The sequence below is a fragment of the Parabacteroides sp. PH5-46 genome, from assembly GCF_029892785.1.
Lineage (GTDB): Bacteria > Bacteroidota > Bacteroidia > Bacteroidales > Tannerellaceae > DFXE01.
In genome coordinates, this window is the sequence record NZ_JARXXA010000018.1 from 29,133 (window position 1) to 50,748 (window position 21,616).

The window sequence follows — 21,616 nt, forward strand, 5'->3', positions numbered from 1 at the left end:
TAATGACACCAAACAATATAGATATAGACAAAGATATTGCCATCGTTGGTATGTCGTGCCTTTTTCCCGGCGCACATAATGTAGACCAATACTGGCATAACTTAGTAAACGGAGTCGATTCCATCATTGAAGCTCCTGCTGAGCGTATCGATCCGATGTATTTCCAGAAAGGCGAAGCTGCCTATGACCGTTTTTATTGTAATAGAGGAGGCTTTCTGGATATCCCGATGATAGACCCCATGAAGTACGGATTTCTCCCCATCGCAGCCAAAGGTATGGAGCCTGAACAGTTGTTCATGATGAAATTAGCCTTTGAAGCATTGGAAGATGCGGGAGTATTCCAGAAAAATATCTCATTGGAGAACGGCTGCGTAATCATTGGAAAGGGAAATTTCGGGAACCTGTCTTCCATGCGGAATATGGATATTATCAATACAAGCGTGCAAGTAGCTGAAGTAGTAAAAGCATGTATCCCTACTATTTCCGACGAAGACCTGGAAAGAATTCGAAAAGCTTATCAGGCACAAAAAGGAGAAATAAAACCGGATACTGCTATTGCACTAATGCCTAACCTGATTGCAGCTTTGGTAACGAATAAGTTGAACATGCACGGACCGGCATATACTGTAGACGGAGCATGTGCCAGTTCGGCTATCGCTATTAATCATGCCAGCGAGCTGCTTCTTAGCGGACAATGTGATATTGCACTTGCAGCCGGTATACATACCGCTCAAAGTGCGATGTTTCAAGCCTCGTTCAATATGTTGGGAGCTATATCTTATAAAGGGGTTATTTCGCCTTTTAGTGAAGATGCTGACGGACTATTGCCTAGTGAAGGGGGAGGAGCTCTTGTTCTTAAAACTTTAAAAAAGGCGATTGAAGATGATGACAGAGTATATGCCGTAATCAAAGCTTCAGCTGTTTTTAGTGATGGTTCAGGGGTAAGTGTGATGGCCCCGAATACAGTGGGGCAACAGCTAACGATAGCTAAAGCATGGGAAAAAGTAAACCTGAATCCTCAAGATATCGGATTGATTGAAGCCCACGGCACGGCTACTATTGCCGGTGATAAGGTGGAAATTAATACATTGAATGAATTTTTCGGGAAAGATCCATCATTGCCTAAAATATGGCTGGGTTCTGTTAAATCAAACATAGGACATACAATGCCTGCTGCCGGGATGGCGGGAGTTATGAAAGTAGCACTTGCTTTGTATCATCGCCAGATACCACCAACCTTGCATGCCGAAAGGCCTGCAAAAGCGTTGGTTGATTCGCGTTTTGAACTTCCTCAAACAGCAGTTGATTGGGATGGAGATAAGTATCCTTTGGTAGCAGGTGTTAATGCTTTCGGTTTTGGGGGGATAAACTCCCATGTTATCATGACTGCTTATGACAATAAACCAGAGAATCTTATTCCGGATAATAAGATAGTCATCAAACGTTCATTCAAATACGCATATCTTGTAGCTGCCAATACAAAAGAAGAAATGCTGGCTAAGATTGATAAAAGGTATTGGATGGGAGCTAAAGGTAAATATAAACTTGTCATATTTGATCCTACTGATGAACGAATTGCAAGAGCTCGCTCTATTGTAGAAAAAGATAAGCCTTGGAAAGGTCGGATGGATATATGGTTCTCCAACGAACCTTTGCTTGAAAAGGATGGCAAATTAGCCTTTCTCTTTTCAGGATTCAACATGGAAATGGATGTGGAAGTCAATACCGTTGCCGACTATTTCGAGTTGGAACGTCCACGTGATATGGCTGAACAGGGTTTATTGAACCATTCGTTAAAGCTTTACCATATAAACAACTTACTGGATACTTCCCTTAAAAAACTGGGAGTTACTCCTAATATGAATGCAGGTCATAGTATCGGGGAATGGCATGCAGGAAAGGCATCAGGATTGGTAACAGATGAGAATGTGAAATCCATGATGGAAGCTTGGGTAAAAGACCTAAACCAGGAGATTGATGAAAACACCCAAGCTCCGAACGACGATTACGACTCTAAGCTTGAAGATGTTTACTTCGTAGCTGTAGGTTGTGGCTATAAAGAATTGGAACCCATAATAAAAGATATCCCCGAGTTATATCTGTCAAACGATAATTGCAATACACAAGTGTTGATGTGTGGGAAGCGTGAGGCTGTAGACGAGATGTGCGAACGTTTGAAAAAGCATCAAATCTTTAATCAGGAACTGCCTTACAAATCGGGTTACCATACCCCGTTTATCGCTAAACATATCGGTATATTAGATTACTGCCTGAATCAAATAGAAGAACTGAAAGAACCAACTATTCCTATTTGGTCGGCAACGTCTTTGGAGCAATATCCTACTGATATGGGTGAATACAGGAAACTTACATTTGAGCATCTTACGTCACACGTTCGTTTCAGGGAGTTGATTGACAAATTATACACCCAGGAAAAAGCGCGTGTTTTTATTCAAATAGGAGCGGGTTCCTTAACAGGTTTTGTAGATGATATTCTGCGTGATGAAAATTATAGTACCATTTCAACCTATAATCCGGGCAAATCGGGTATAGAACAATTACGACGAGTACTTGCTCTTTTGTATATTGAAGGAAAAGAGGTCGATACACTATTTATCAGAAATGGGGAAATGTCTAAAGTTGTAGGACAGGAGTTGGAAATTGAAGGTTTTTCTCCTTTCGTGACAGAATTCCCATTAATAAAGGAGGTATTGAAGAAACAAAGCAGATTCGATTTTTCTTCTTATGAAGAAAACACTAATAGCAATCAACCTCTGGCGCAAAAAGTAAATGAGAATATCCGTGAGATGTCTTTAGCTCAGAAAGAGATGCTTGATATTATGGATGAAGTAAAATCGTTGGAGCAAAAATTCAATATAACAAATGGTATTTCTCAAATTCAAACCAAAGAAAAGGTAATTCAGCCAGCTATACAGAAAAAAACTATTGCTAACGTAAAAAAAGCGTTCAAAGAGGAAACCAGCATTACTACTAGGGATTATCCTTATATAACAGACCATACAGTTGTGAAACAACCTGATTACTGGACGGTTGTCGAAGATTTCGATGTGGTAATCCCTATGACGATGAGTATTGAGCTGATGATGGAAATTGCGGAAAAACATGTTTCTGCCCAAAAGGTTTTAGGATTATCCTCCTTTAGTATTTTCCAATGGATGAACATTTTTCATGAATTCAGGTTGCAAATCGAAGGTCGTTGGATATCAGACGACCTGATGAAATTGGAAATGAAAAACTTCATCACTACAGAGATTATGCTAGGAGACAAATATCCGGATCCGCCACAGAAATATGCAGGCGAGATAGACTTGGGTAAAAAGACGCATGAACCACCTACCCGTCAGTTTATATATAAAGAATTGATGTTTCACGGACCTAATTACCAGGGAGTCGTAGAAGTTACAGAAGTGTGCGAAAACGGGATGAAGGCTGTAGTAAAAGATAGTGGAGGAAAAGCCTCTTTACTTGATACGTTGGGGCAGTTGATTGGTGTATATCTGCGAACAGTGGTTGAAGAAAATAATATTTGTTTTCCGGTAAGTGTAGGCAAGATTACCTTCTATCAGGATTTCCATGACCAGGGCGGTATCTTTGATTTTACATTGGTAGTTACTGAAATAAACGATGATTTCATCAATGGTGATATGATTCTCAAACGTGGTGGTAAAGTATGGTGCATTGCTGAAAACTGGCTGAATAAACGTTTTGAAATGGACAATGCCTTATGGGATATCATCAATACACCACTTGAAAATAAGCTGGCGAAACAATTAGAGGGGACTCCCCTTATGTATTTCGATCTTGCTTATCCTAAAACAGGTAGTTGGCCGTTTATTGAGAAAAGGTATTTAAACCGAGAAGAAAAGGTTCACTTGAAAGGATTGTTGCTTAACAAGCGCAGACCCTATATCATTAGTCGTATTGCTATTAAAGATGCCATCCGTACTTACATTAATGAGAAATACGGAAAAAAATCATATCCTATTGAAATAGCAATAGAGCACGACGAAAGAGGTAAACCATTAGCCAAAGGATTGGATGAACTGGAAGGATTGGAAATCTCTCTCTCTCACAAAGGAAATGAATCTGTTGCACTCGTATCGGAAAAGCCGGTTGGCGTTGATATAGAACAGATAGAAGAGAGAAGTCTGGACTTCATGGATATGTCTTTCACGGAAAAAGAACTGACTTTGCTAAAGGATAGAGAACAATCGGAATGGTCTACCCGGTTTTGGACAGCCAAAGAAGCCTATGGAAAAATGTTAGGAGTAGGATTGGAAGGCAATCCTAAAAAATATGAGATTGAAAGAATTGAAGGCGATTCTTTATTTATTGCTCAACAAGAGATTTACACGTTTAAACATAAAGAAAAATACATTGTAGCATGGACACAGCAATTATAGCCAAAAAGCAACAAAGTGAAATCGTATTCGAACAACTAAAAGAGTTTGTTGCTGATATCATTGGAAGTGATGTCATTGAAGAAATAGGGATAACCAAGGAAAGTGTTTTTACAAAAAACCTGGAGATGGATAGTATAGAAATTGTTGCCTTTGCGGAAAAAGTAAAGAAGAAATACGGACATGAAATAGATTTTATTTCATGGATATCTCAAATGAAATTTCAGGATTTGTATAACTTGTCTGTTGGGCAGGTGGTAGATTACATAGTAAGTGGGCATGATTCGAATTAATAACAACGATTTTTATATACTGGAAATGAATGAAGGTGCAGCAGAAACTGTTGTAATGATTCATGGTATATTTACAAATCTGTCTGTTTATTATTTCTCTATTGCACAAGAATTAGCTAAGAAATATCATGTTGTTCTTTATGATTTAAAAGGGCATGGACTCAGTGAAACAGCCGATTCAGGTTATGATTTGCAGTCGATGTCGAAAGACTTGCTGGGTATTTTATATGAACTTAATTTATCCAAAGTACATATAGCAGGGTATAGTTATGGAGGGCTAATTGCTTTGTATATGGCTATACATCATCCTCAAGTGGTTGATAAATTGATTATTATTGAAACCCCGGACTTAAGTGATGGACAATCAAGGCCTTTACTGGAAGGATATGATAAATCTTTTTTAGACCAATATCTAAAAAGTTTATCTCTATCAACCAGTATAACACCCAGCCAAAGGAAGATTAGTAAAACACACCGGCAGGTTCAATACTTGTTTGAACATACAACGTTAAAAGAAGATTTAAGACAGGACTTGGATATGTTTGATAAAATAGCAGCGAATCCACCTGCAAACGAAACTCTTTTATTGTATGCCAAACAAACGGAATGTGCTAATGCCGCTACGTTTTTGCACCGGCATATAGATAAATCTTCTTTGTATTATGGAGAAGGTGACCATAGCATACCTGTACAGAATCCTGAATGGATTGTTGATAAAATAACAAGATTCCTGTAGTCTGACATAATATAATTTGCTTGTATGTTTGATTTTGATAACTGGACAGAAATATTTGCTTCGATAAAAAAGAATAAGTTAAGAACCTTTCTTACCGGATTCTCTATATCGTGGAGTATTTTTATGTTCATTATTCTGTTGGCTTCAAGCAATGGTGCGATGAATGGAGTAATGACAACCTTTGGTAGCAGGGATGTCAATAGTATTTCTATTTTCGGACGTACCACCTCTATCCCGTTCAAAGGACTTCCCGATAATAGGAAAATAGAGTTGGACGAAAAAGACTTTGAGCTGATAAATAATCAAATACTACAAAAGGAATTTATCTCTCCTTGTATAAATACGATTGCTACAGCCAGTTATAAAAAAGATTATGCAGCATCTGTTACATTAGTAGGTGTATATCCTGAATATACACATATCAATGGAATAAAAATAAAGGATAAGCAAGGGCGGTTTATCAGTGATTTTGATATAGATAAGCAGCGAAAGGTTGCAGTTATCAATCAACGTCTGAAGGATGTATTATATCAGGATAAAAACCCTGTCGGGGAAGATATAAATATAAACAATCTTCGATTTACGGTCATAGGTGTTTTCGACGAAACTTCCTCTACCAATATTGAAAAGGCTTATATTCCCTTCTCTACCTCTCAACTGTTATTTTATGGAGGGTGGGGCTTTACCAGTCTGGCTTTTACTGTAAAGAACCTGGATACGAAGAAAAGTAATGAGCAATTTATTAAAGACCTGAGAACCCGTTTGGGGGCTTTGCATCAATTTGATCCTGAGGATGAGCAAGCGGTTACCTTTACGGATCGGTTGGATACGTATTTACAAACATTGGGGATATTTAATGCTGTAAATGTTTTTATCTGGGTTATCGGGATTGGAACGCTATTTGCCGGAATTGTAGGTATTAGTAATATCATGCTTATTACGGTGAGGGAGCGTACCCGGGAATTCGGAATCAGAAAAGCTTTGGGAGCTAAACCTTACTCTATACTTATAAATATTGTAGTAGAATCGGTTGTTATAACCTCTATGTTTGGCTATCTGGGCTTATTTGTGGGTATGGGGCTCAGCAAACTATTTGATTGGTTTCTTGATAATAATACACAATTATCATCATTGGCCATATTTGAAAATCCGTCGGTTAATGTTACTACAGCAATAGGAGCAATGATTGTTTTAGTAATAGCTGGCGTATTAGCCGGTTATTTTCCGGCACGATTAGCTGTGAAAGTACCTGCAGTAGAAGCAATGAGGGCAGAATAATATGTTCGATTTAGATAAAATACAGGAAATATGGATCACAATTACCCGAAACCGGGTAAGAAGTTTTCTTACTGCATTCGGGGTATTTTGGGGTATTTTTACGTTGGTTGTAATGATTGGTTCGGGAGATGGATTGGAACGGGGCGTTATGAAAGGAGTTAAAGGATTTGCGACCAATTCCTGCTTTATAGGTTCTGCGCCTACGGCCATAGCCTATAAGGGATTTCAGAAAGGGAGAGCCTGGGATATACGGAATAAAGATATTGGTATTCTTATGGATTCGATACCTGAAATAAAGTTTCTGTCTCCTGTATTATGGGGACAAATGATGAATAACAATGTTGTATACGAAGAGCAGAGCGGGACTTTCCATGTGAAAGGTTTGTATCCGAACTATGCACAGGTAGAAAGCCAACACCTGTCATACGGACGCTTTATCAATGATATAGATATGGAGAAGAAGAGAAAAGTATGTGTCATTGGTAAAAAAGTATTTGAAAGGATGTTCACGCGAAAGGAAAACCCCGTCGGGAAGGATATCCGGGTAAATGGTGTTTATTACCAGATCGTAGGAGTAACAAACGGACTATCTGATATTAGTATCGGAGATAAGTTGGAGAGTTCGATACTTCTACCTTTCACTACTTTGCAACAGATAAACAATCAAGGAGATATCATTCATTTTATAGCAGCTATATCAAAAGATAATGTCCGGGCAAACTATATAGAAAATAGAGTAATACAGGTACTGAAAAGCACCCATTCCATACATCCGGATGACTATAAGGCCATCTGGAGTTTTAATATGGAGAAAGAATATACGATGTATATGAACCTTTTTAGTGGTGTATCTATTTTAATATGGATTGTAGGGCTGGGAACGCTTGTGGCCGGTATTGTAGGCGTATGCAATATTATGCTGATAACTGTAAAGGAAAGGACAAGAGAAATCGGTGTACGGCGGGCTATCGGGGCCAAGCCTCGTAAGATCATCAGCCAGATAATGTGGGAAAGTGTTGTTCTTACGTTACTTGCCGGGATTTGCGGACTATGTGCGGGTGTTTATGCCTTGCATATAGCCGATTTGGTTTGGGTACAAAAACAAGAAAACATGTTCATCTTGCATCCTATGATTACATTCAAGATAGGGGTTTCCTCTCTTCTGATATTGTTAATTAGCGGAGTGCTGGCCGGTATCATACCGGCTATGCGTGCTTTGAACATAAAAGCGATTGATGCAATCAGGGAAGAATAAAAATTAAACAGACTTATCGTTTATGAAGAAAGTAGGTCGGATTATAATATTTTCTATTTTAATACTTGTAGTTCTTATGACTTTCAAGTTTTTGTGGGACGAATCCCGGGAGCAAGTTGCACGCTACGAGATTGTAACACCCAGGATAGGTACTGTGGAAAATACGGTAGTAGCTACCGGCAATATCGAACCCCGGAATAAAATATTAATAAAACCCCAGATATCCGGGATTATTAATAATGTAAGAAAGGAAGCCGGAGAAAGTATCCAAAAAGGAGAAATTATTGCCAACGTGAAGGTTACAACAGAAATGGGAGAGCTAAATGCGGCAGAATCCAGGTTAAGGGTTGCGGAAATAAACCTGAATCAGATACAAATGGATTTCAGACGTCAGCAGATGTTGTACAACCGGGAAGTAATATCCAGGAATGAATTTGAAATATCTGAAGCTGCTTACAGGAAAGCAGTTGAAGAACAGCAGAATGCCAAAGATGCATTGGATATTGTTAAGTATGGTGTAGCCAAAAGGTTTTCCCGGATAAGTAATACGCAAATCCGGTCTACAACTTCAGGTACAGTGTTGAACCTTCCTATTAAAGAAGGGGATTATGTTATTCAGTCTAATGTGTTTAACGAAGGGACAACCATAGCTGCCGTAGCCGACATGACTGATCTGATATTCAGAGGAAGTGTTGATGAAACAGAAGTTCATCTGCTCAAAAACAAAATGCCTGTGAGAATAAAAATAGGAGCTATCAGCGATAAGGTGTTCAGGGCTTATATTGAATACATTGCACCGGAGGGAAAGAGGGAGAACGGAACCGTCTTATACGAAATCAAGGCCACCTTGCATGTACCCGACTCTGTTCTGATCCGGGCAGATTATAGCGCGAATGGTGAAATCCTTATCAGGCGGGCCAGAAATACTATTCTGATTCCTGAAGCATCTGTTGAGTTCAGCGAGGGGCTGACTTATGTTTATGTTTTGACATCTGAGGGGAAAGAACAGGTTTTTGAAAGAAGACAAGTTAGAGTAGGCTTGTCGGACGGAGTTAATATTCAGATAAGAAAAGGGATATCGTTAGATGATAAAGTAAGAGGCCTTCAATTAGATTAATCGTATGAAAACAAAACTATCCATCTATTTTATAATAGCCCTTTTCCTTACATATCCGATGGAAAAAGCGCTTGCACAAAGAGTGAATAATGATATGTATACTCCTCACAAACAGCAAGTAGCCAGGCGAACAACCGAAAGGGAAACAAGAAGCACCAATACCAGGAATCGCAATGTTAAAAGATGGACACTGGAGGAATGTATCCAATATGCTATTGATCATAATATTAGTATACAGCGTTTGAAGCTTCAGCGAGAGGTAGCGGGAGTTCAGCAGAATACAGCGGAAAACAGCCGTTTGCCGGATCTTAATGCAGGTATTACTCAGGATTGGAGTTTCGGGCGTTCGCAAACGTATCCGGATATGGATGAACCTTTGTCCAGGACAGCATTGGGAGGAAGTACTTCTATTCCTATTTTTACAGGCTTTCGTATTCCGAACGAAATAGCACGGACTAAATTAGAGTTTGAAGCAGCTACGCAGAACCTGGAAAAAGCAAAGGATAATCTATCCATTAATATTACGTCTTTGTTCTTGCAGGTATTATTTAATAAAGAACTTGTAAAGATAAACGAAGAGCAATTGGCGCTGACTCAAACCCAGCTGAGGAAAACAGAATACCTCATTGAAGCCGGAAGTGTACCCTCCGTCAACCTATATGATATGGAGGCACAGTTTGCCAAGGACAAGGTATCGGTCATTGAAGCACAGAATAATCTGGAACTGGCTTTGCTTGATTTGGCGCAGGCACTCGAGTTGGAACAGGAAACTCAGTTTGATGTAAGGGTTCCTCTGTTCAATGAAAAATTGCTGGGAGATATGTTTCGCAGGATTCAACCGGCACAGTCTATCTTCGAACATGCAGTCAGCTATAAGCCTGTAATAAAAGAACAAGAGTTCAGAATAGAGAGTGCCGAAAAGGCATTGAAAGTAGCCCAAGCCGATTACATGCCCAACTTGAGCCTTGTATTTGAATGGGGAACCGGATATCTTTACAAATACAATGCCAAAGATGTAATAAACCCGTCAACCAATCAGCTGATTAGGGCAAATGAAACTTTTTCTAATCAATTGAAGAATAATGACTATATGTTGATTGGATTGAAGCTAAGTATCCCAATCTTTAATCGTTATCAAACACGCAATAAAGTTCGTACAGCCAAACTGGATATACAAGACCGGAAGCTGCTGCTGGAAGATGTAAAGAAAACCCTCTATAAAGAAATCCAGACAGCGCATAAGAATGCTATCGCCGCACATGAAAAATATATGGCATCGAATGATGCTGTAAAGTTTACTTCGGAATCTTTTGAACATGCACAAATCCGCTATGAACTGGCTAAGCTGACTCCATTTGAGTATAATGAGGTGAAAACAAGATTTTTGCAAAGCCAGTCTGAACAGATACAGGCGAAATATGATTATATCCTGCGGGCAAAAATTCTGGACTTTTATAATGGGATTCCCATTAAATTTTAATGAATGGAACAAATACTGGAACTACGGGATAAAAAGATCTCCCGGCTTTTTTGGCAATATACGCTGCCGTCTATAGCCGGAACACTTGCTTTGGCTGTCTATTATATTATAGATAGTATTTTTATAGGATATGGCCCGAACTTAGGAGAGCATGCCCTTGGGGCTCTCGGAGTACTCTTGCCCATTATGAACCTGTTGGCTTCGTTGGGCACATTGGTGGGAGTTGGAACTTCGAGTCGTATTTCCATATATTTCGGACTGGGTGATAAAGAAACAGCCATGCAAGTAATGGGAACTTCGCTTCTTTTTACTTTCATTATCTCTGTTATCCCGATTGTTGCTATTTACATATGGATGGAACCGATCCTTTACTGGATGGGGGCAACGGAAGAGACCTATTTCTTTGCGAAAGACTTTCTTAGTTATTATCTTCCGGCCAGCCTTTTCCTGAACATGGGAGCTACACTGACTAATATAATGAAAGCTACCGGATTTCCTAAAAAGTCAATGTATGTTGTAGGTGTCAGTGTTATATTCAATCTCATATTGGCTCCTGTTTTTATCTTTGTTTTTAAATGGGGAATGAAAGGAGCCGGAGGGGCAACTCTTTTATCTACCTTTGTGTCTGCCTGTATAATCATCCCTCATTTTCTGGGGAAAAAGAGTTTTTTCCCTATTAAGCTGTCTTATTTGAGGCTACGGCTGAATATACTCTTAAAGATATTGAGTATAGGATTTGCTCCATTCCTGATTACAGCTATGACCTCTTTGATTGTTTTCTTCACAAACAAGCAGCTTATTGCCTATAGTAGCCCTGTTTCTTTAGAAGGCTATGTAATTGCAAGCCGTTTCCATTATGTTTTCATCATGATATTTGCGGGAATCTCTCAAGGGATACAGCCTATTGTCGGATATAATTTCGGAGCAAAAAACTATACGCGGATGTTCCAAACGCTGTATTATGCATTCAGGGTGGCTTTTGGGATTGGTGTTGTAGCTTTATTATTGGGTATTTTTGCTTCTAAAGAGCTGGTGCAGATGTTTAACCCCGGCCCGGAGCTGATAACAGAAGCTTCTAAAGCGCTTTTCGTTTTAACCGTAACATTGCCTTTAGCCGGTTGCCAGATGTTGATAAGCGGCTTTTTCCAACATATTGGAAACGCCGTTAAATCGGCAGCTTTAAGTGTAATCAGGCAGGCTTTCTTCATTCCGCTGGTTTATTTATTGCCGCTATATTGGGGTGTAAACGGTGTTTGGGCCAGCCTTCCTGTGTCGGAAATACTGGTGTGTTTGCTGACGTTTCTTATCTTTTACCTTCAATCAAAACATTTCCCTAAGCAAAGGTAGTTTCTTTAGTATATATTTACTGATCAGCCAGGATAGGAAACAAGTTACGAATATACCCGAAAGCCATTTTATAAAGATCGGAACGTTCAACTCATTTATCAGTTGCAAATATAAAATAGTAAGTGGCATATGTATCCAGTATATGCCATACGAATAAGGGGATATATTAACCAGCCATCCGGATACACGGCTTGCCTGGAATTTCATACCTATTAGTAATAAATATAGCAATGTTGTATAAGAACAAACAGCATCAAAAACAGGTATGAGTTTATCTAATCCCGGAAAATCATAATTGGGCAGGATAAGCAGTCTCAATACTAAATAGCAAGTTACTGTACCTATAGCTAATATGCGCCACAGGCTTATAGAGGGCATCCATCCGTCTCTTACAAACCACTTCGTTTGCCAGGCATATACTCCCAGAATAAACAGGGATAAATAAGTAATTATTTTTGCCGGTTTCAGATTGAAAACATAAGCAAAATAATACCAGTTATCAAAAGAAGTAATAAATGTAGTAGAAAGAGATGCGCAAATGACGGAAAGAACAATACATGCAAGTAAAAATAAACTGTTTCTCTGATTTGATATAGTGGTACGCGTACTGCTTGGAGGTATAAAGCGGGCATACAAAGTATAGGCAAGAAGAAAAAGAAAGAGAATGCCTAAATACCATAAATAACCTTGGGAATTGAACAGATAAAAAGGATTTTCCTTCAATAATCCCATCATATCATTTGTTGATTTCCCTAGAAAGAAAGGATATAAAGGAATAATAACCAGGATACCTAATATCCAGGGTAGGAGGATATGTTTCATCTTATCTTTCAAAAACCCATTTGTCCCTTTCTTTATATAGGAGGCCGGTGTAAAATAACCGGAAATAAAAAACAAAACAGGCATCATAAATATATCCAAAAGGTTTACGATGAAGATAAATACCGGACTTGTTTTATTACTGATAACATACCACCAAGGAGGACAATCAAGCATATATGTCATACTAACATGTAATACTATGACAAAGAAAATCATCAATGACCTCAGGAAGTCAAAAACATCGATTCTTCCTTGTAAGGGTATGGGTGCTAAAATCTGTTTATTCATTGGACATAAAATCAAGCTCAAATTTATAGAATAATATTGTATTTTTCTTCATTTATAAATCAATCTTGCATAAGCTTTGTAAATTATTGTAAATCATCCGCTTGGGATGTGTTAGAAATCGCACGTGTGCGTTCCCGAAATTGCACACATGCGTTTTTGAAATTGCATGCATGCGATCTGAAAAAGGCATGCGTGCGATTTTTACTTCGTGTAACATATTGTTGGATTTGGTAGAAAACGCTAATTTAATCGTATCTTTGCAGCTTACTAAAGATTTGGATTATGATTTCGGTTGAAGGACTGACAGTTGAATTTGGTGGGTTTACGCTGTTTGATGATATTTCATTTGTCGTTAATAAAAAAGACCGTATAGCGCTGGTAGGTAAGAATGGTGCCGGGAAGAGTACCATGCTGAAGATATTTGCCGGTCTGCAACCTCCCTCGTCGGGTATAGTAGTGGTTCCTAAGGATGTAACGGTGGGATATCTGCCTCAACAGATGAAACTTGCCGACGGACGTACCGTGAAAGAAGAGGCAGAGCGTGCGTTTGAACACATCCATGAACTGGAGCGCGAAATAGAAAAGCTAAATCTGGAACTGGCCGAACGTACCGATTACGAGTCGGAATCGTATCATAACCTGATTGATAAAGTTACCCATAAAACGGAATTGTTTCAGATGCTGGGAGGGAATAACTACCTGTCGGAACTGGAACGTACGCTACTTGGTTTGGGATTCTCACGCGAAGACTTTAGCCGGCCTACATCCGAGTTCAGCGGGGGCTGGCGTATGCGTATCGAATTGGCTAAATTGTTGTTGAGCCGTCCGGACGTTCTGTTGCTTGATGAGCCTACCAACCACCTGGATATCGAATCTATCCAATGGCTTGAAAACTTTATCGCTACGAGGGCGAATGCCGTTATACTGGTATCGCACGACCGGGCCTTTATTGATAATACCACTTTTCGCACCATTGAAATTGAACTGGGGAAAATATACGACTACAAGGCGAAGTATTCCGACTATGTAGTACTACGTAAAGAACGGCGCGAACAACAGCAACGGGCTTACGAAAACCAACAGAAAAAGATAGCCGATACGGAAGCCTTCATCGAGCGTTTCCGCTATAAAGCAACGAAAGCCGTACAGGTACAATCACGCATCAAGCAACTGGAAAAAGTAGAACGCATAGAGGTAGACGATGTGGATAACTCGTCGCTTAACCTGAAGTTTCCGCCTGCTCCCCGCTCCGGTTCCTATCCGGTTATTATAGAAGATGCAGCGAAGCGATATGGCGATCATCAGGTATTTGAGCATGTTACGTTTACCATCAACCGGGGCGATAAAGTGGCTTTCGTAGGAAAGAACGGCGAAGGGAAGTCTACACTGGTGAAGTGTATCATGGATGAGATAGACTTTGAAGGCAAGCTGCAATTGGGACATAACGTGAAGATCGGTTATTTTGCCCAGAATCAGGCACAATTGCTGGATGAGAAGCTGACGGTTTTCGATACCATCGACTATGTTGCACAAGGAGATATTCGTACCCGCATCCGTGATATATTAGGTGCTTTTATGTTTGGAGGAGAAGCTTCGGACAAGAAAGTGGGTGTTCTTTCGGGAGGGGAGAGAAGTCGTTTGGCAATGATCCGCCTGTTGCTCGACCCGGTAAATCTATTGATTCTCGATGAGCCTACCAACCACCTGGATATGCGTTCAAAAGATGTATTGAAAGCCGCTTTAAGAGAGTTTGACGGAACGGTGATTGTGGTATCACACGACCGCGAATTTCTGGACGGCTTGGTAGACAAGGTATATGAATTCGGCAACAAGCGGGTGATTGAACATCTGGGAGGAATCTATGCCTTTCTTGAACGGAAGAAGATGGATAGTTTGCGTGAGTTGGAGCGTTCCATCCAACAAAAAGCACTTTCTGCAGAAGAAGGAGAAGAACAACCTTCGCAAAATAAGCTTTCATACGAAGCCAGGAAAGAACACAGCAAGCTAGTTCGCAAAGCAGAACGGGCAATCGCCGATGCAGAGAATACAATTGCCCAGCTAGAAGATGCGATTAAGCAACTGGAGGACAAACTAGCAACACCGGAGGGTGCTTCCGATGCTTCGTTATACAACGAATATTCGGAACAGAAAAACCGTTTGTCTGCAACCATGGATAAGTGGACAGAGCTGACAATAGAACTGGAAAATTTAAACAGTAAGGATAGTTAATTTGTTATATAATAAATTACTATTTTTGCAATTCGCTCTTTATATATTAAAGTACTAAATCGAAAAAATAAACATGAAGACAAATTTGAGCTCTCAAATTACTCTTACGCGTATACCAACCAGGTATTACCGCCCGGAGAATGCTTATGAACAATCTGTATTAACACGTTTTGAAAAGATTCCAACTGTTATTTATGAGTCGGCAGATGAAGGCTCATTGGCCATTGCTGCAGAAATTGCTGCAGAAATTCGAAAAAAACAAGAAACTGGACAGTCATTTGTTCTGGCGCTACCCGGTGGACGATCTCCTCAAAGTATATTTAAAGAATTAATCCGCATACACGAAGAAGAGAAGCTGAGCTTCCATAATGTAATTGTATTTAATCTGTATGAGTTTTATCCTCTGACATCTCCTGCCTATAGTAATCTTTCTTACCTGAAAGATTATTTCCTGGAGCATGTGGATATAAAACCTGAAAACATTTATTCGCCTGATGGATTCCTTCCCAAGGAAGAAATTTATGATTTCTGTCTTCGTTATGATCAAAAGATTGAAGAAGTAGGTGGGATTGATTATATGTTACTGGGTATCGGACAGGCTGGAAACATCAGTTTCAACAGTCCCGGTTCTTCCATCAATTCCAGAACCCGTTTGGTATTGTTAGACAATGATTCGCGCAAAGAAGCAGCTAAGATATTCAAATCAATAGACAGTGTACCGGCAGGTGTTGTTACGATGGGGATGTCTACGATCATGAAAGCGAAAGAGATTGTCATGATGGCTTGGGGGGATGGAAAGGCTCATATTGTAAAAGAAACGGTTGAGGAAAAAATGAGTGAAAGTATCCCGGCAACCTACTTACAGACGTTGAATACCGTAAGGGTAATAACCGACTTGTCGGCTGCTTATCAGCTTACAAGGATCAGTCATCCTTGGTTGGTTACCAGTTGCGAATGGGATAATAAACTGATCCGGCGTGCGATTGTATGGCTGTGTCAGTTGACCGGAAAGCCTATCCTGAAATTAACCAACAAAGACTACAGCGAAAATGGCCTGGGCGAGTTGTTGACTAAATTCGGATCGGCTTATGAGGTAAATATCAAGATATTTAATGATATCCAACATACGATTACCGGATGGCCGGGTGGTAAGTACGGAGCCGATGATTCCAATCGTCCCGAACGGGCTAACCCGCAACACAAACGAGTGATTATCTTCAGTCCGCATCCTGATGATGATGTGATTTCTATGGGAGGTACGTTCCGCCGTTTGTGTGATCAGGGACATGATGTATACGTGGCTTATCAAACGTCTGGAAATATAGCAGTTGGCGACGAAGAAGTAATCCGTTACTGTGAATACCTGAAAGATGTTTCTTCAAAGTATTCTCCCAATAATGATGCTATAAAGAAAAAAGCCGAAGAAATCATTCATTTCCTGAAATACGAAAAGGTAGCAGGGGAAGCAGAAAAAGAAGACGTTTTGTTCATGAAAGGAACGATCCGCAGAGAAGAAGCCCGTGCCGGAGCCCAATATAGTGGCATTAAGCAGGAAGATCATATCCGTTTCCTTGACTTACCATTCTATGAAACAGGCCTGGTAAAGAAGAATGAATTAAGCGAAGCTGATATCCGTATCATCCGTGATTTCCTGGAAGAAGTAAAACCGCATCAGATATTTGTTGCCGGAGACTTAGCCGACCCTCATGGAACACATAAAGTATGTCTGGATGCCGCTTTGGCAGCCATAGACGAAGTGAAAGATACGCAATGGATGAAAGAATGCCGTATCTGGATGTATCGTGGAGCCTGGGCTGAATGGGAAATGGACCATATCGAAATGGCGGTACCTATGAGTCCGGAACAGCTACGTCAGAAACGGAATGCCATTTTGAAACATCAGTCTCAAATGGAAAGCGCTCCCTTCCTGGGAGACGACGAACGCCTTTTCTGGCAACGGGCAGAAGATCGTAACCGCGCAACAGCTGATTTGTATAAAGACTTAGGATTAGCATCTTACGAAGCCATCGAAGCATTTGTACAATACATTCCGCTTCGATAATTCTAACTCATCATATAAAGCCGGACAAAGGAGGAATGCTTAAACCCTCCTTTGTCTGGCTTTTTTTATGAAATATCCTTACGTATCAAAACATATTCGTTATTTTTGTATTTAGAAGCAATATGTGCTTGATGAGTAAAAACAGATTAGCGGCATGATACGTACTGAAAGAGAAAAAATGCTTGCCGGAGAGCCTTATGATTGTGGCGATCCGGACTTGCTTGACAGATGGCATAAAGCAAAAGAACTTCAAAAACAATATTTTCTGGCTGATACGAGAGACCGGATACTTATTGATCGTATTTTGGATGAGTTGATCGGTTCACGTGGTGAGCATTGCTGGATTGCTCCGCCTTTTTATGTTGATTATGGCGAGAATATTCACCTGGGAAATAGTGTTGAAATCAATATGAATTGTGTATTTCTCGATTGTAATACGATTACCATTGGCGATCATTCCGGTATCGGCCCGGGTACACATATTTATGCAGTTACGCATCCTACTGTTCCGGACGAACGACTATCGGTACCTAATGATCCGGATGAATTTCCGTTCTGGAAATCTCATACAGCTCCTGTAACGATAGGTAGAAATGTGTGGATAGCGGGCGGGTGTATTATTTTGCCTGGTGTTACTATTGGTGATAATACGACAGTAGGAGCCGGGAGTGTTGTAACGAAATCTTTACCATCTAATTGCCTTGCCGCCGGAAACCCTTGTAAGATTATTCGTAACTTTTAAACCCTAAAAACATACTAAACTCAATTTACCATGGAGACCAAGAAAACAATTCGCATCGAAGCTTTGGATATCTTTCGCGCGCTTACGATGTTTTTTATGCTTTTTGTGAATGATATTTCCGGAATGAAAGAAATCCCTCACTGGCTGTTGCATGCTACCCGGGAGGAGGATATGCTCGGCTTTTCGGACACTATTTTCCCCGCTTTCCTGTTTGCTATGGGGATGGCTATTCCTTATGCAATCCAAAACAGAATAAAGAAAGGTGATACTATGTGGAATATTTGTAAACACATCTTCTGGCGGACACTTGCTTTAGTGCTTATGGGCGTTTTTACGGTAAACCGGGATTCACTGGATGCCGAAGCAACAGGCATGCTGTATCCTATCTTTTCTATCTTAATGGTGATAGGCTTTTTCCTGATATGGAGTGTTTATCCAAAGGCAGACGACTGGAAGAAGTACCTCTTTATCGGGATGAAAGTAGTAGGTATTATCCTGTTGGCTTATCTGTTTTATATCTTTGAAGGAAGGGGAGGTTCCTCTTTTGCTGCCAGATGGTGGGGTATTTTAGGACTCATTGGTTGGACGTATCTGCTAAGTTCTGTAATCTATCTCTTTACCCGTGAGAATCTGCTCTATAATGGTCTTGTATTTGGTGTTTTAATGCTTTTCTCCATTCTTTCCGCTGCCGGAGTCTTTGCCGGATGGAGCATTCTTGGTTATATTCCTGCTTCGGCTACATTATATGCCTTTGCAATGGCCGGCTTATGTGGCGGTCTTATCTTACAGCAATATGCCAGTATTACCGAGCCGAAACGATTCTACCTGATAATGTGTTCTATCGGTGTTGTTATGCTGATAGCTGCCATTGTATCTCATCAGTTTTGGATTATTTCTAAACTTCAGTCTACACCTACCTGGTTGTTCTATTGCTGCGCTATATTCTTCCCTCTGTTTGCTTTAGTTTACTGGCTGACGGATATAAAGAAAAAGAGTCATTGGTTTGATGTTATCAAACCGGCAGGGACTGTAACACTAACCTGCTACATTATCCCGTACGCCTTGTACAGTATATTAACGCTGTTACCTATTGACTATCCCCAATGGATGTTTACAGGTGCTACCGGATTAATAAAAGCAATCGTCTTTTCTTTCTTGGTGATAGGCATTGCCTGGGGCTTGATGAAGGCCAAGATTCGGTTGAAAGTATAAAAATATCCGACCTTCACAGGCCGGATATTCTAATGTCTAAACTTAAATATAATAATCTTTGATATGTGTCTCTGAAAAGTTATTTGCTAAACTTTAAACTTATTTCAATTATTCTACATCCTTTTTGTTGTCGCTTCTTTCAATAATGGATATGGAGCCACTTCCTTCTTCTCCTTGTGTGAAGGAATAAGAGGTATTGCCGAAGCGGTAAAAGATATTGTTTACCTTGCCGTTGGAGCGGTTTTCAATCTCTTGGTCGGTCATCTCTTTATCTTTATTGAAAGCAGCGATGAACTCATTGACTAATGCTTCGTTGTTACTGAAGCTGATACTGGTGATCGTACGTTCCACTTTCCGGGTTTCCTTATTCCTGTTGCGAACGATATTTACATTCACATTTTCCATATTTTCGCATTTCTGAACCAAAGCCTTTATGGCATCCTGCGCAAATAGTTCAGTTGATAAACTTCCGGCAATCAATAGGATTGCTACTACAATTAAACGTTTTGTTTTCATACTCTTTCTGTTATTAATGATTATTCCATTTTTAATATTCTTTTTACTTCTTCTCTTAATCCTTTGTCTGAAAAGCTATTCAGTATTTCTTCTTGTTGTTGTTCAATTTGTTGTTCAATCAGGTCATATTGTTGTTCCTGTTCAGACAAGCATGTGAATAGCCGGCTGGCTTCTTTTTCTTCCTGTAAAGCCTGCCTTACGGTTGCTTCCAGTTCGGATCGTATGACTTCCGGGTTGGTAATGCGTTTGCCATTCCTTACAATATAGCTGCCTTCGTAGGGATTGAAACTTGTTTCTTTCATGAACAGCGGGCTTAGCATCAGTAGTATCAATAAAGAAGCAGCGACTCCTATAGCCAATGCCAGCCAATGTTTTTTAGGTTTCTGTTCTGTCCGGAAATCTGTTTGAGGAGCTTCTGTTACCTGTCTAAGTTCTTCTTCCAGCTCGCTCTCGAAATAGTGGAATACTTGTTTGTAAGGTAGCAGATGCTCGGGAATATCCTCCCGGCTAAAGAAGCGGTATAGCTCCTTTTCTTCCTCGTTTGATGTTTCTCCGTCAAAGAAACGCTCCAGCAAATCTTCTATGTATTTGTAATCCTTTGTCATTACGCCTCTATTTTGAAAAACATTTCTTTTACTTTCTTTCTGGCACGGGAGAGATTCATGCGCACGGCTTCGGGCTTACTACCTGTCAGTTCTGCTATCTCTTCTACTTCAAAACCGTCTACATGTCTCATCCGTAGGATGGTTTGCTGTAGTCCCGGTAGTTGGTCGATAATCTGCATCACCTGTGCTACCTGATCTTTCTGTTCCAGTTGTACTTCGGGAGTAAGCGTTTGGCTTGTCAAAACTACTGTATCCAAGCCTTCCCGGCTACGCTGCCGAACCTTTATCCGGTTTAAGCAGAGGTGTTTTGTAATCTGTACCGAAAGAGCAGGGATGCTGTTATAACTGCCCAGGTCGTCACGCATATACCATAGCTTTAAAAAGACCTCCTGAATTACATCTTCGGCATCTTCCAAGTCTTCCAGCAATCGTTGCGCGTAGTAAAATAACTGCTCACGCAACGGCAACACCTCTTGTTTAAACTGCTCTTGTCCCATAATCTGCAATAATGACAATTAAGATTGAAAAACGTAACATGAGAAATCATTTTTTTTAAAAAAAAGATGAAGGATGCATCCTTCGACACATCCTTCACCCGGCCAGACAATAACTATTTATTGATTAGCTGGTCTAATTTTCCTCTATTTCTTCAAGGGCTTGTTCTACTTTTTTTATGTTTCCCCAATAATACCGGCGGTAAATATAGGCACCTATCCCTATACTAAAAAGCATTAATAAAGGGAAACATATAATAGCCATAAGACCTCCCTCTACAAAAAAATCGTATCTGGTATAGACAAAAGTCGCAATAATTAAAAAGACAAAAAACGCTTTTGCCACCCATTCCCATTTCTCCCATGAACGAAACCTAAGGAAGTAGCGGGAAAAGGTTGTAATATCCATTCTCCCTAAATCTATTTTCTGCAAGTAGCGATAACAATAATAGCTCCAAAGACCACCAATAATGAGAATGAGTTGACACATGACTATAAATGGCAGAAAGCCGGGTATATCTTCTGCTAAAAGGTAAAAAATCATAAGGAATAAACTGTATACCAAACAGATAATAACTCCTCTTAATATGTAACGCTTCATCTTTATGAATGCGCTTTGTCCATCTTTGTTCATAATATGTTCTATTTTATCTTTGTTTATAGAAGGTTGGAAAGAATTATTCATCCATGCCTTTTTTGCTTTATCCAGATCCATATCC

General features: G+C 40.0%; 17 protein-coding genes. 12 read left to right on the plus strand and 5 right to left on the minus strand.

The annotated features are described in order from the left end of the window. Positions 1-2 precede the first annotated feature (2 nt). The 8 genes from M2470_RS15655 (at position 3) to M2470_RS15690 (ending at position 11,927) form a co-directional block, all read left to right on the plus strand. Positions 3-4,424, plus strand: a complete 4,422-nt coding sequence (locus M2470_RS15655) for a beta-ketoacyl synthase N-terminal-like domain-containing protein (RefSeq protein ID WP_280745944.1) — start codon at positions 3-5, stop codon at positions 4,422-4,424. Then, entirely contained in the window at positions 4,406-4,714 is a 309-nt protein-coding gene (locus tag M2470_RS15660) for an acyl carrier protein (protein ID WP_280745945.1), read from the plus strand. Before M2470_RS15655 ends, M2470_RS15660 begins: the two co-directional genes overlap by 19 nt. Before the next feature lie 25 nt (positions 4,715-4,739). Next, a complete protein-coding gene (locus M2470_RS15665) occupies positions 4,740-5,450 on the plus strand; it encodes an alpha/beta hydrolase (RefSeq protein WP_280764397.1) in 711 nt (236 codons plus the stop codon). 24 nt (positions 5,451-5,474) lie between these two features. Continuing rightward, positions 5,475-6,728 (plus strand): ABC transporter permease, encoded by a 1,254-nt coding sequence (locus tag M2470_RS15670; RefSeq protein ID WP_280745947.1) that lies wholly within the window; start codon positions 5,475-5,477, stop codon positions 6,726-6,728. A gap of 1 nt (position 6,729) precedes the next feature. Beyond that, positions 6,730-7,983: an ABC transporter permease gene (locus M2470_RS15675; protein WP_280745948.1), complete on the plus strand. Its 1,254-nt coding sequence runs from the start codon at positions 6,730-6,732 to the stop codon at positions 7,981-7,983. 76 nt (positions 7,984-8,059) lie between these two features. Then, the gene (locus tag M2470_RS15680; RefSeq protein WP_280745949.1) at positions 8,060-9,100 is read left to right on the plus strand and encodes an efflux RND transporter periplasmic adaptor subunit; all 1,041 of its coding nucleotides are present in this window, start codon (positions 8,060-8,062) and stop codon (positions 9,098-9,100) included. A gap of 4 nt (positions 9,101-9,104) precedes the next feature. After that, entirely contained in the window at positions 9,105-10,580 is a 1,476-nt protein-coding gene (locus tag M2470_RS15685) for a TolC family protein (protein WP_280745950.1), read from the plus strand. A gap of 3 nt (positions 10,581-10,583) precedes the next feature. Continuing rightward, on the plus strand, positions 10,584-11,927 hold the full coding sequence (locus M2470_RS15690; RefSeq protein WP_280745951.1) for an MATE family efflux transporter: 1,344 nt from the start codon (positions 10,584-10,586) through the stop codon (positions 11,925-11,927). On the opposite strand, the gene M2470_RS15695 is transcribed toward M2470_RS15690, so the two are convergent. Continuing rightward, entirely contained in the window at positions 11,901-13,037 is a 1,137-nt protein-coding gene (locus tag M2470_RS15695) for an acyltransferase (protein WP_280745952.1), read from the minus strand. The genes M2470_RS15690 and M2470_RS15695 overlap by 27 nt on opposite strands. A gap of 282 nt (positions 13,038-13,319) precedes the next feature. Between M2470_RS15695 and M2470_RS15700 the strand changes: the two genes are divergently transcribed. From M2470_RS15700 to M2470_RS15715, 4 genes are all read left to right on the plus strand, one after another. Continuing rightward, positions 13,320-15,266 (plus strand): ABC-F family ATP-binding cassette domain-containing protein, encoded by a 1,947-nt coding sequence (locus tag M2470_RS15700; protein ID WP_280745953.1) that lies wholly within the window; start codon positions 13,320-13,322, stop codon positions 15,264-15,266. 73 nt (positions 15,267-15,339) lie between these two features. Then, the gene (locus M2470_RS15705; protein WP_280745954.1) at positions 15,340-17,328 is read left to right on the plus strand and encodes a glucosamine-6-phosphate deaminase; all 1,989 of its coding nucleotides are present in this window, start codon (positions 15,340-15,342) and stop codon (positions 17,326-17,328) included. Between the two features lie 157 nt (positions 17,329-17,485). After that, positions 17,486-18,070, plus strand: a complete 585-nt coding sequence (locus tag M2470_RS15710) for a sugar O-acetyltransferase (RefSeq protein ID WP_280745982.1) — start codon at positions 17,486-17,488, stop codon at positions 18,068-18,070. Positions 18,071-18,100: 30 nt separating this feature from the next. After that, positions 18,101-19,282, plus strand: coding sequence for a DUF5009 domain-containing protein (locus tag M2470_RS15715; RefSeq protein ID WP_280745955.1), 1,182 nt, complete (start codon positions 18,101-18,103; stop codon positions 19,280-19,282). A 108-nt stretch (positions 19,283-19,390) separates the two neighbouring features. On the opposite strand, the gene M2470_RS15720 is transcribed toward M2470_RS15715, so the two are convergent. The 4 genes from M2470_RS15720 to M2470_RS15735 form a co-directional block, all read right to left on the minus strand. After that, positions 19,391-19,798, minus strand: a complete 408-nt coding sequence (locus M2470_RS15720; protein ID WP_280745956.1) for a DUF5024 domain-containing protein — start codon at positions 19,796-19,798, stop codon at positions 19,391-19,393. Between the two features lie 20 nt (positions 19,799-19,818). Further along, positions 19,819-20,403 carry a hypothetical protein gene (locus M2470_RS15725; RefSeq protein ID WP_280745957.1) on the minus strand — a complete coding sequence of 195 codons (585 nt, stop codon included), beginning with the start codon at positions 20,401-20,403 and terminating at the stop codon, positions 19,819-19,821. Further along, a complete protein-coding gene (locus M2470_RS15730) occupies positions 20,403-20,900 on the minus strand; it encodes a sigma-70 family RNA polymerase sigma factor (protein WP_280745958.1) in 498 nt (165 codons plus the stop codon). Before M2470_RS15730 ends, M2470_RS15725 begins: the two co-directional genes overlap by 1 nt. 133 nt (positions 20,901-21,033) lie before the next feature. After that, positions 21,034-21,612 carry a hypothetical protein gene (locus tag M2470_RS15735; protein ID WP_280745959.1) on the minus strand — a complete coding sequence of 193 codons (579 nt, stop codon included), beginning with the start codon at positions 21,610-21,612 and terminating at the stop codon, positions 21,034-21,036. Between the last annotated feature and the right edge of the window lie 4 nt (positions 21,613-21,616).

Excerpts from the sequence above, each read along its gene's own strand:
- M2470_RS15680 (WP_280745949.1), top strand. The coding sequence starts at position 8,060 with ATGACTTTCAAGTTTTTGTGGGACGAATCCCGGGAGCAAGTTGCACGC.
- M2470_RS15695 (WP_280745952.1), bottom strand. The coding sequence starts at position 13,037 with ATGAATAAACAGATTTTAGCACCCATACCCTTACAAGGAAGAATCGAT.
- M2470_RS15670 (WP_280745947.1), top strand. The coding sequence starts at position 5,475 with ATGTTTGATTTTGATAACTGGACAGAAATATTTGCTTCGATAAAAAAG.
- M2470_RS15660 (WP_280745945.1), top strand. The coding sequence starts at position 4,406 with ATGGACACAGCAATTATAGCCAAAAAGCAACAAAGTGAAATCGTATTC.
- M2470_RS15730 (WP_280745958.1), bottom strand. The coding sequence starts at position 20,900 with ATGGGACAAGAGCAGTTTAAACAAGAGGTGTTGCCGTTGCGTGAGCAG.
- M2470_RS15685 (WP_280745950.1), top strand. The coding sequence starts at position 9,105 with ATGAAAACAAAACTATCCATCTATTTTATAATAGCCCTTTTCCTTACA.
- M2470_RS15655 (WP_280745944.1), top strand. The coding sequence starts at position 3 with ATGACACCAAACAATATAGATATAGACAAAGATATTGCCATCGTTGGT.
- M2470_RS15720 (WP_280745956.1), bottom strand. The coding sequence starts at position 19,798 with ATGAAAACAAAACGTTTAATTGTAGTAGCAATCCTATTGATTGCCGGA.
- M2470_RS15705 (WP_280745954.1), top strand. The coding sequence starts at position 15,340 with ATGAAGACAAATTTGAGCTCTCAAATTACTCTTACGCGTATACCAACC.
- M2470_RS15700 (WP_280745953.1), top strand. The coding sequence starts at position 13,320 with ATGATTTCGGTTGAAGGACTGACAGTTGAATTTGGTGGGTTTACGCTG.
- M2470_RS15735 (WP_280745959.1), bottom strand. The coding sequence starts at position 21,612 with ATGGATCTGGATAAAGCAAAAAAGGCATGGATGAATAATTCTTTCCAA.
- M2470_RS15675 (WP_280745948.1), top strand. The coding sequence starts at position 6,730 with ATGTTCGATTTAGATAAAATACAGGAAATATGGATCACAATTACCCGA.
- M2470_RS15665 (WP_280764397.1), top strand. The coding sequence starts at position 4,740 with ATGAATGAAGGTGCAGCAGAAACTGTTGTAATGATTCATGGTATATTT.
- M2470_RS15690 (WP_280745951.1), top strand. The coding sequence starts at position 10,584 with ATGGAACAAATACTGGAACTACGGGATAAAAAGATCTCCCGGCTTTTT.
- M2470_RS15725 (WP_280745957.1), bottom strand. The coding sequence starts at position 20,403 with ATGACAAAGGATTACAAATACATAGAAGATTTGCTGGAGCGTTTCTTT.
- M2470_RS15715 (WP_280745955.1), top strand. The coding sequence starts at position 18,101 with ATGGAGACCAAGAAAACAATTCGCATCGAAGCTTTGGATATCTTTCGC.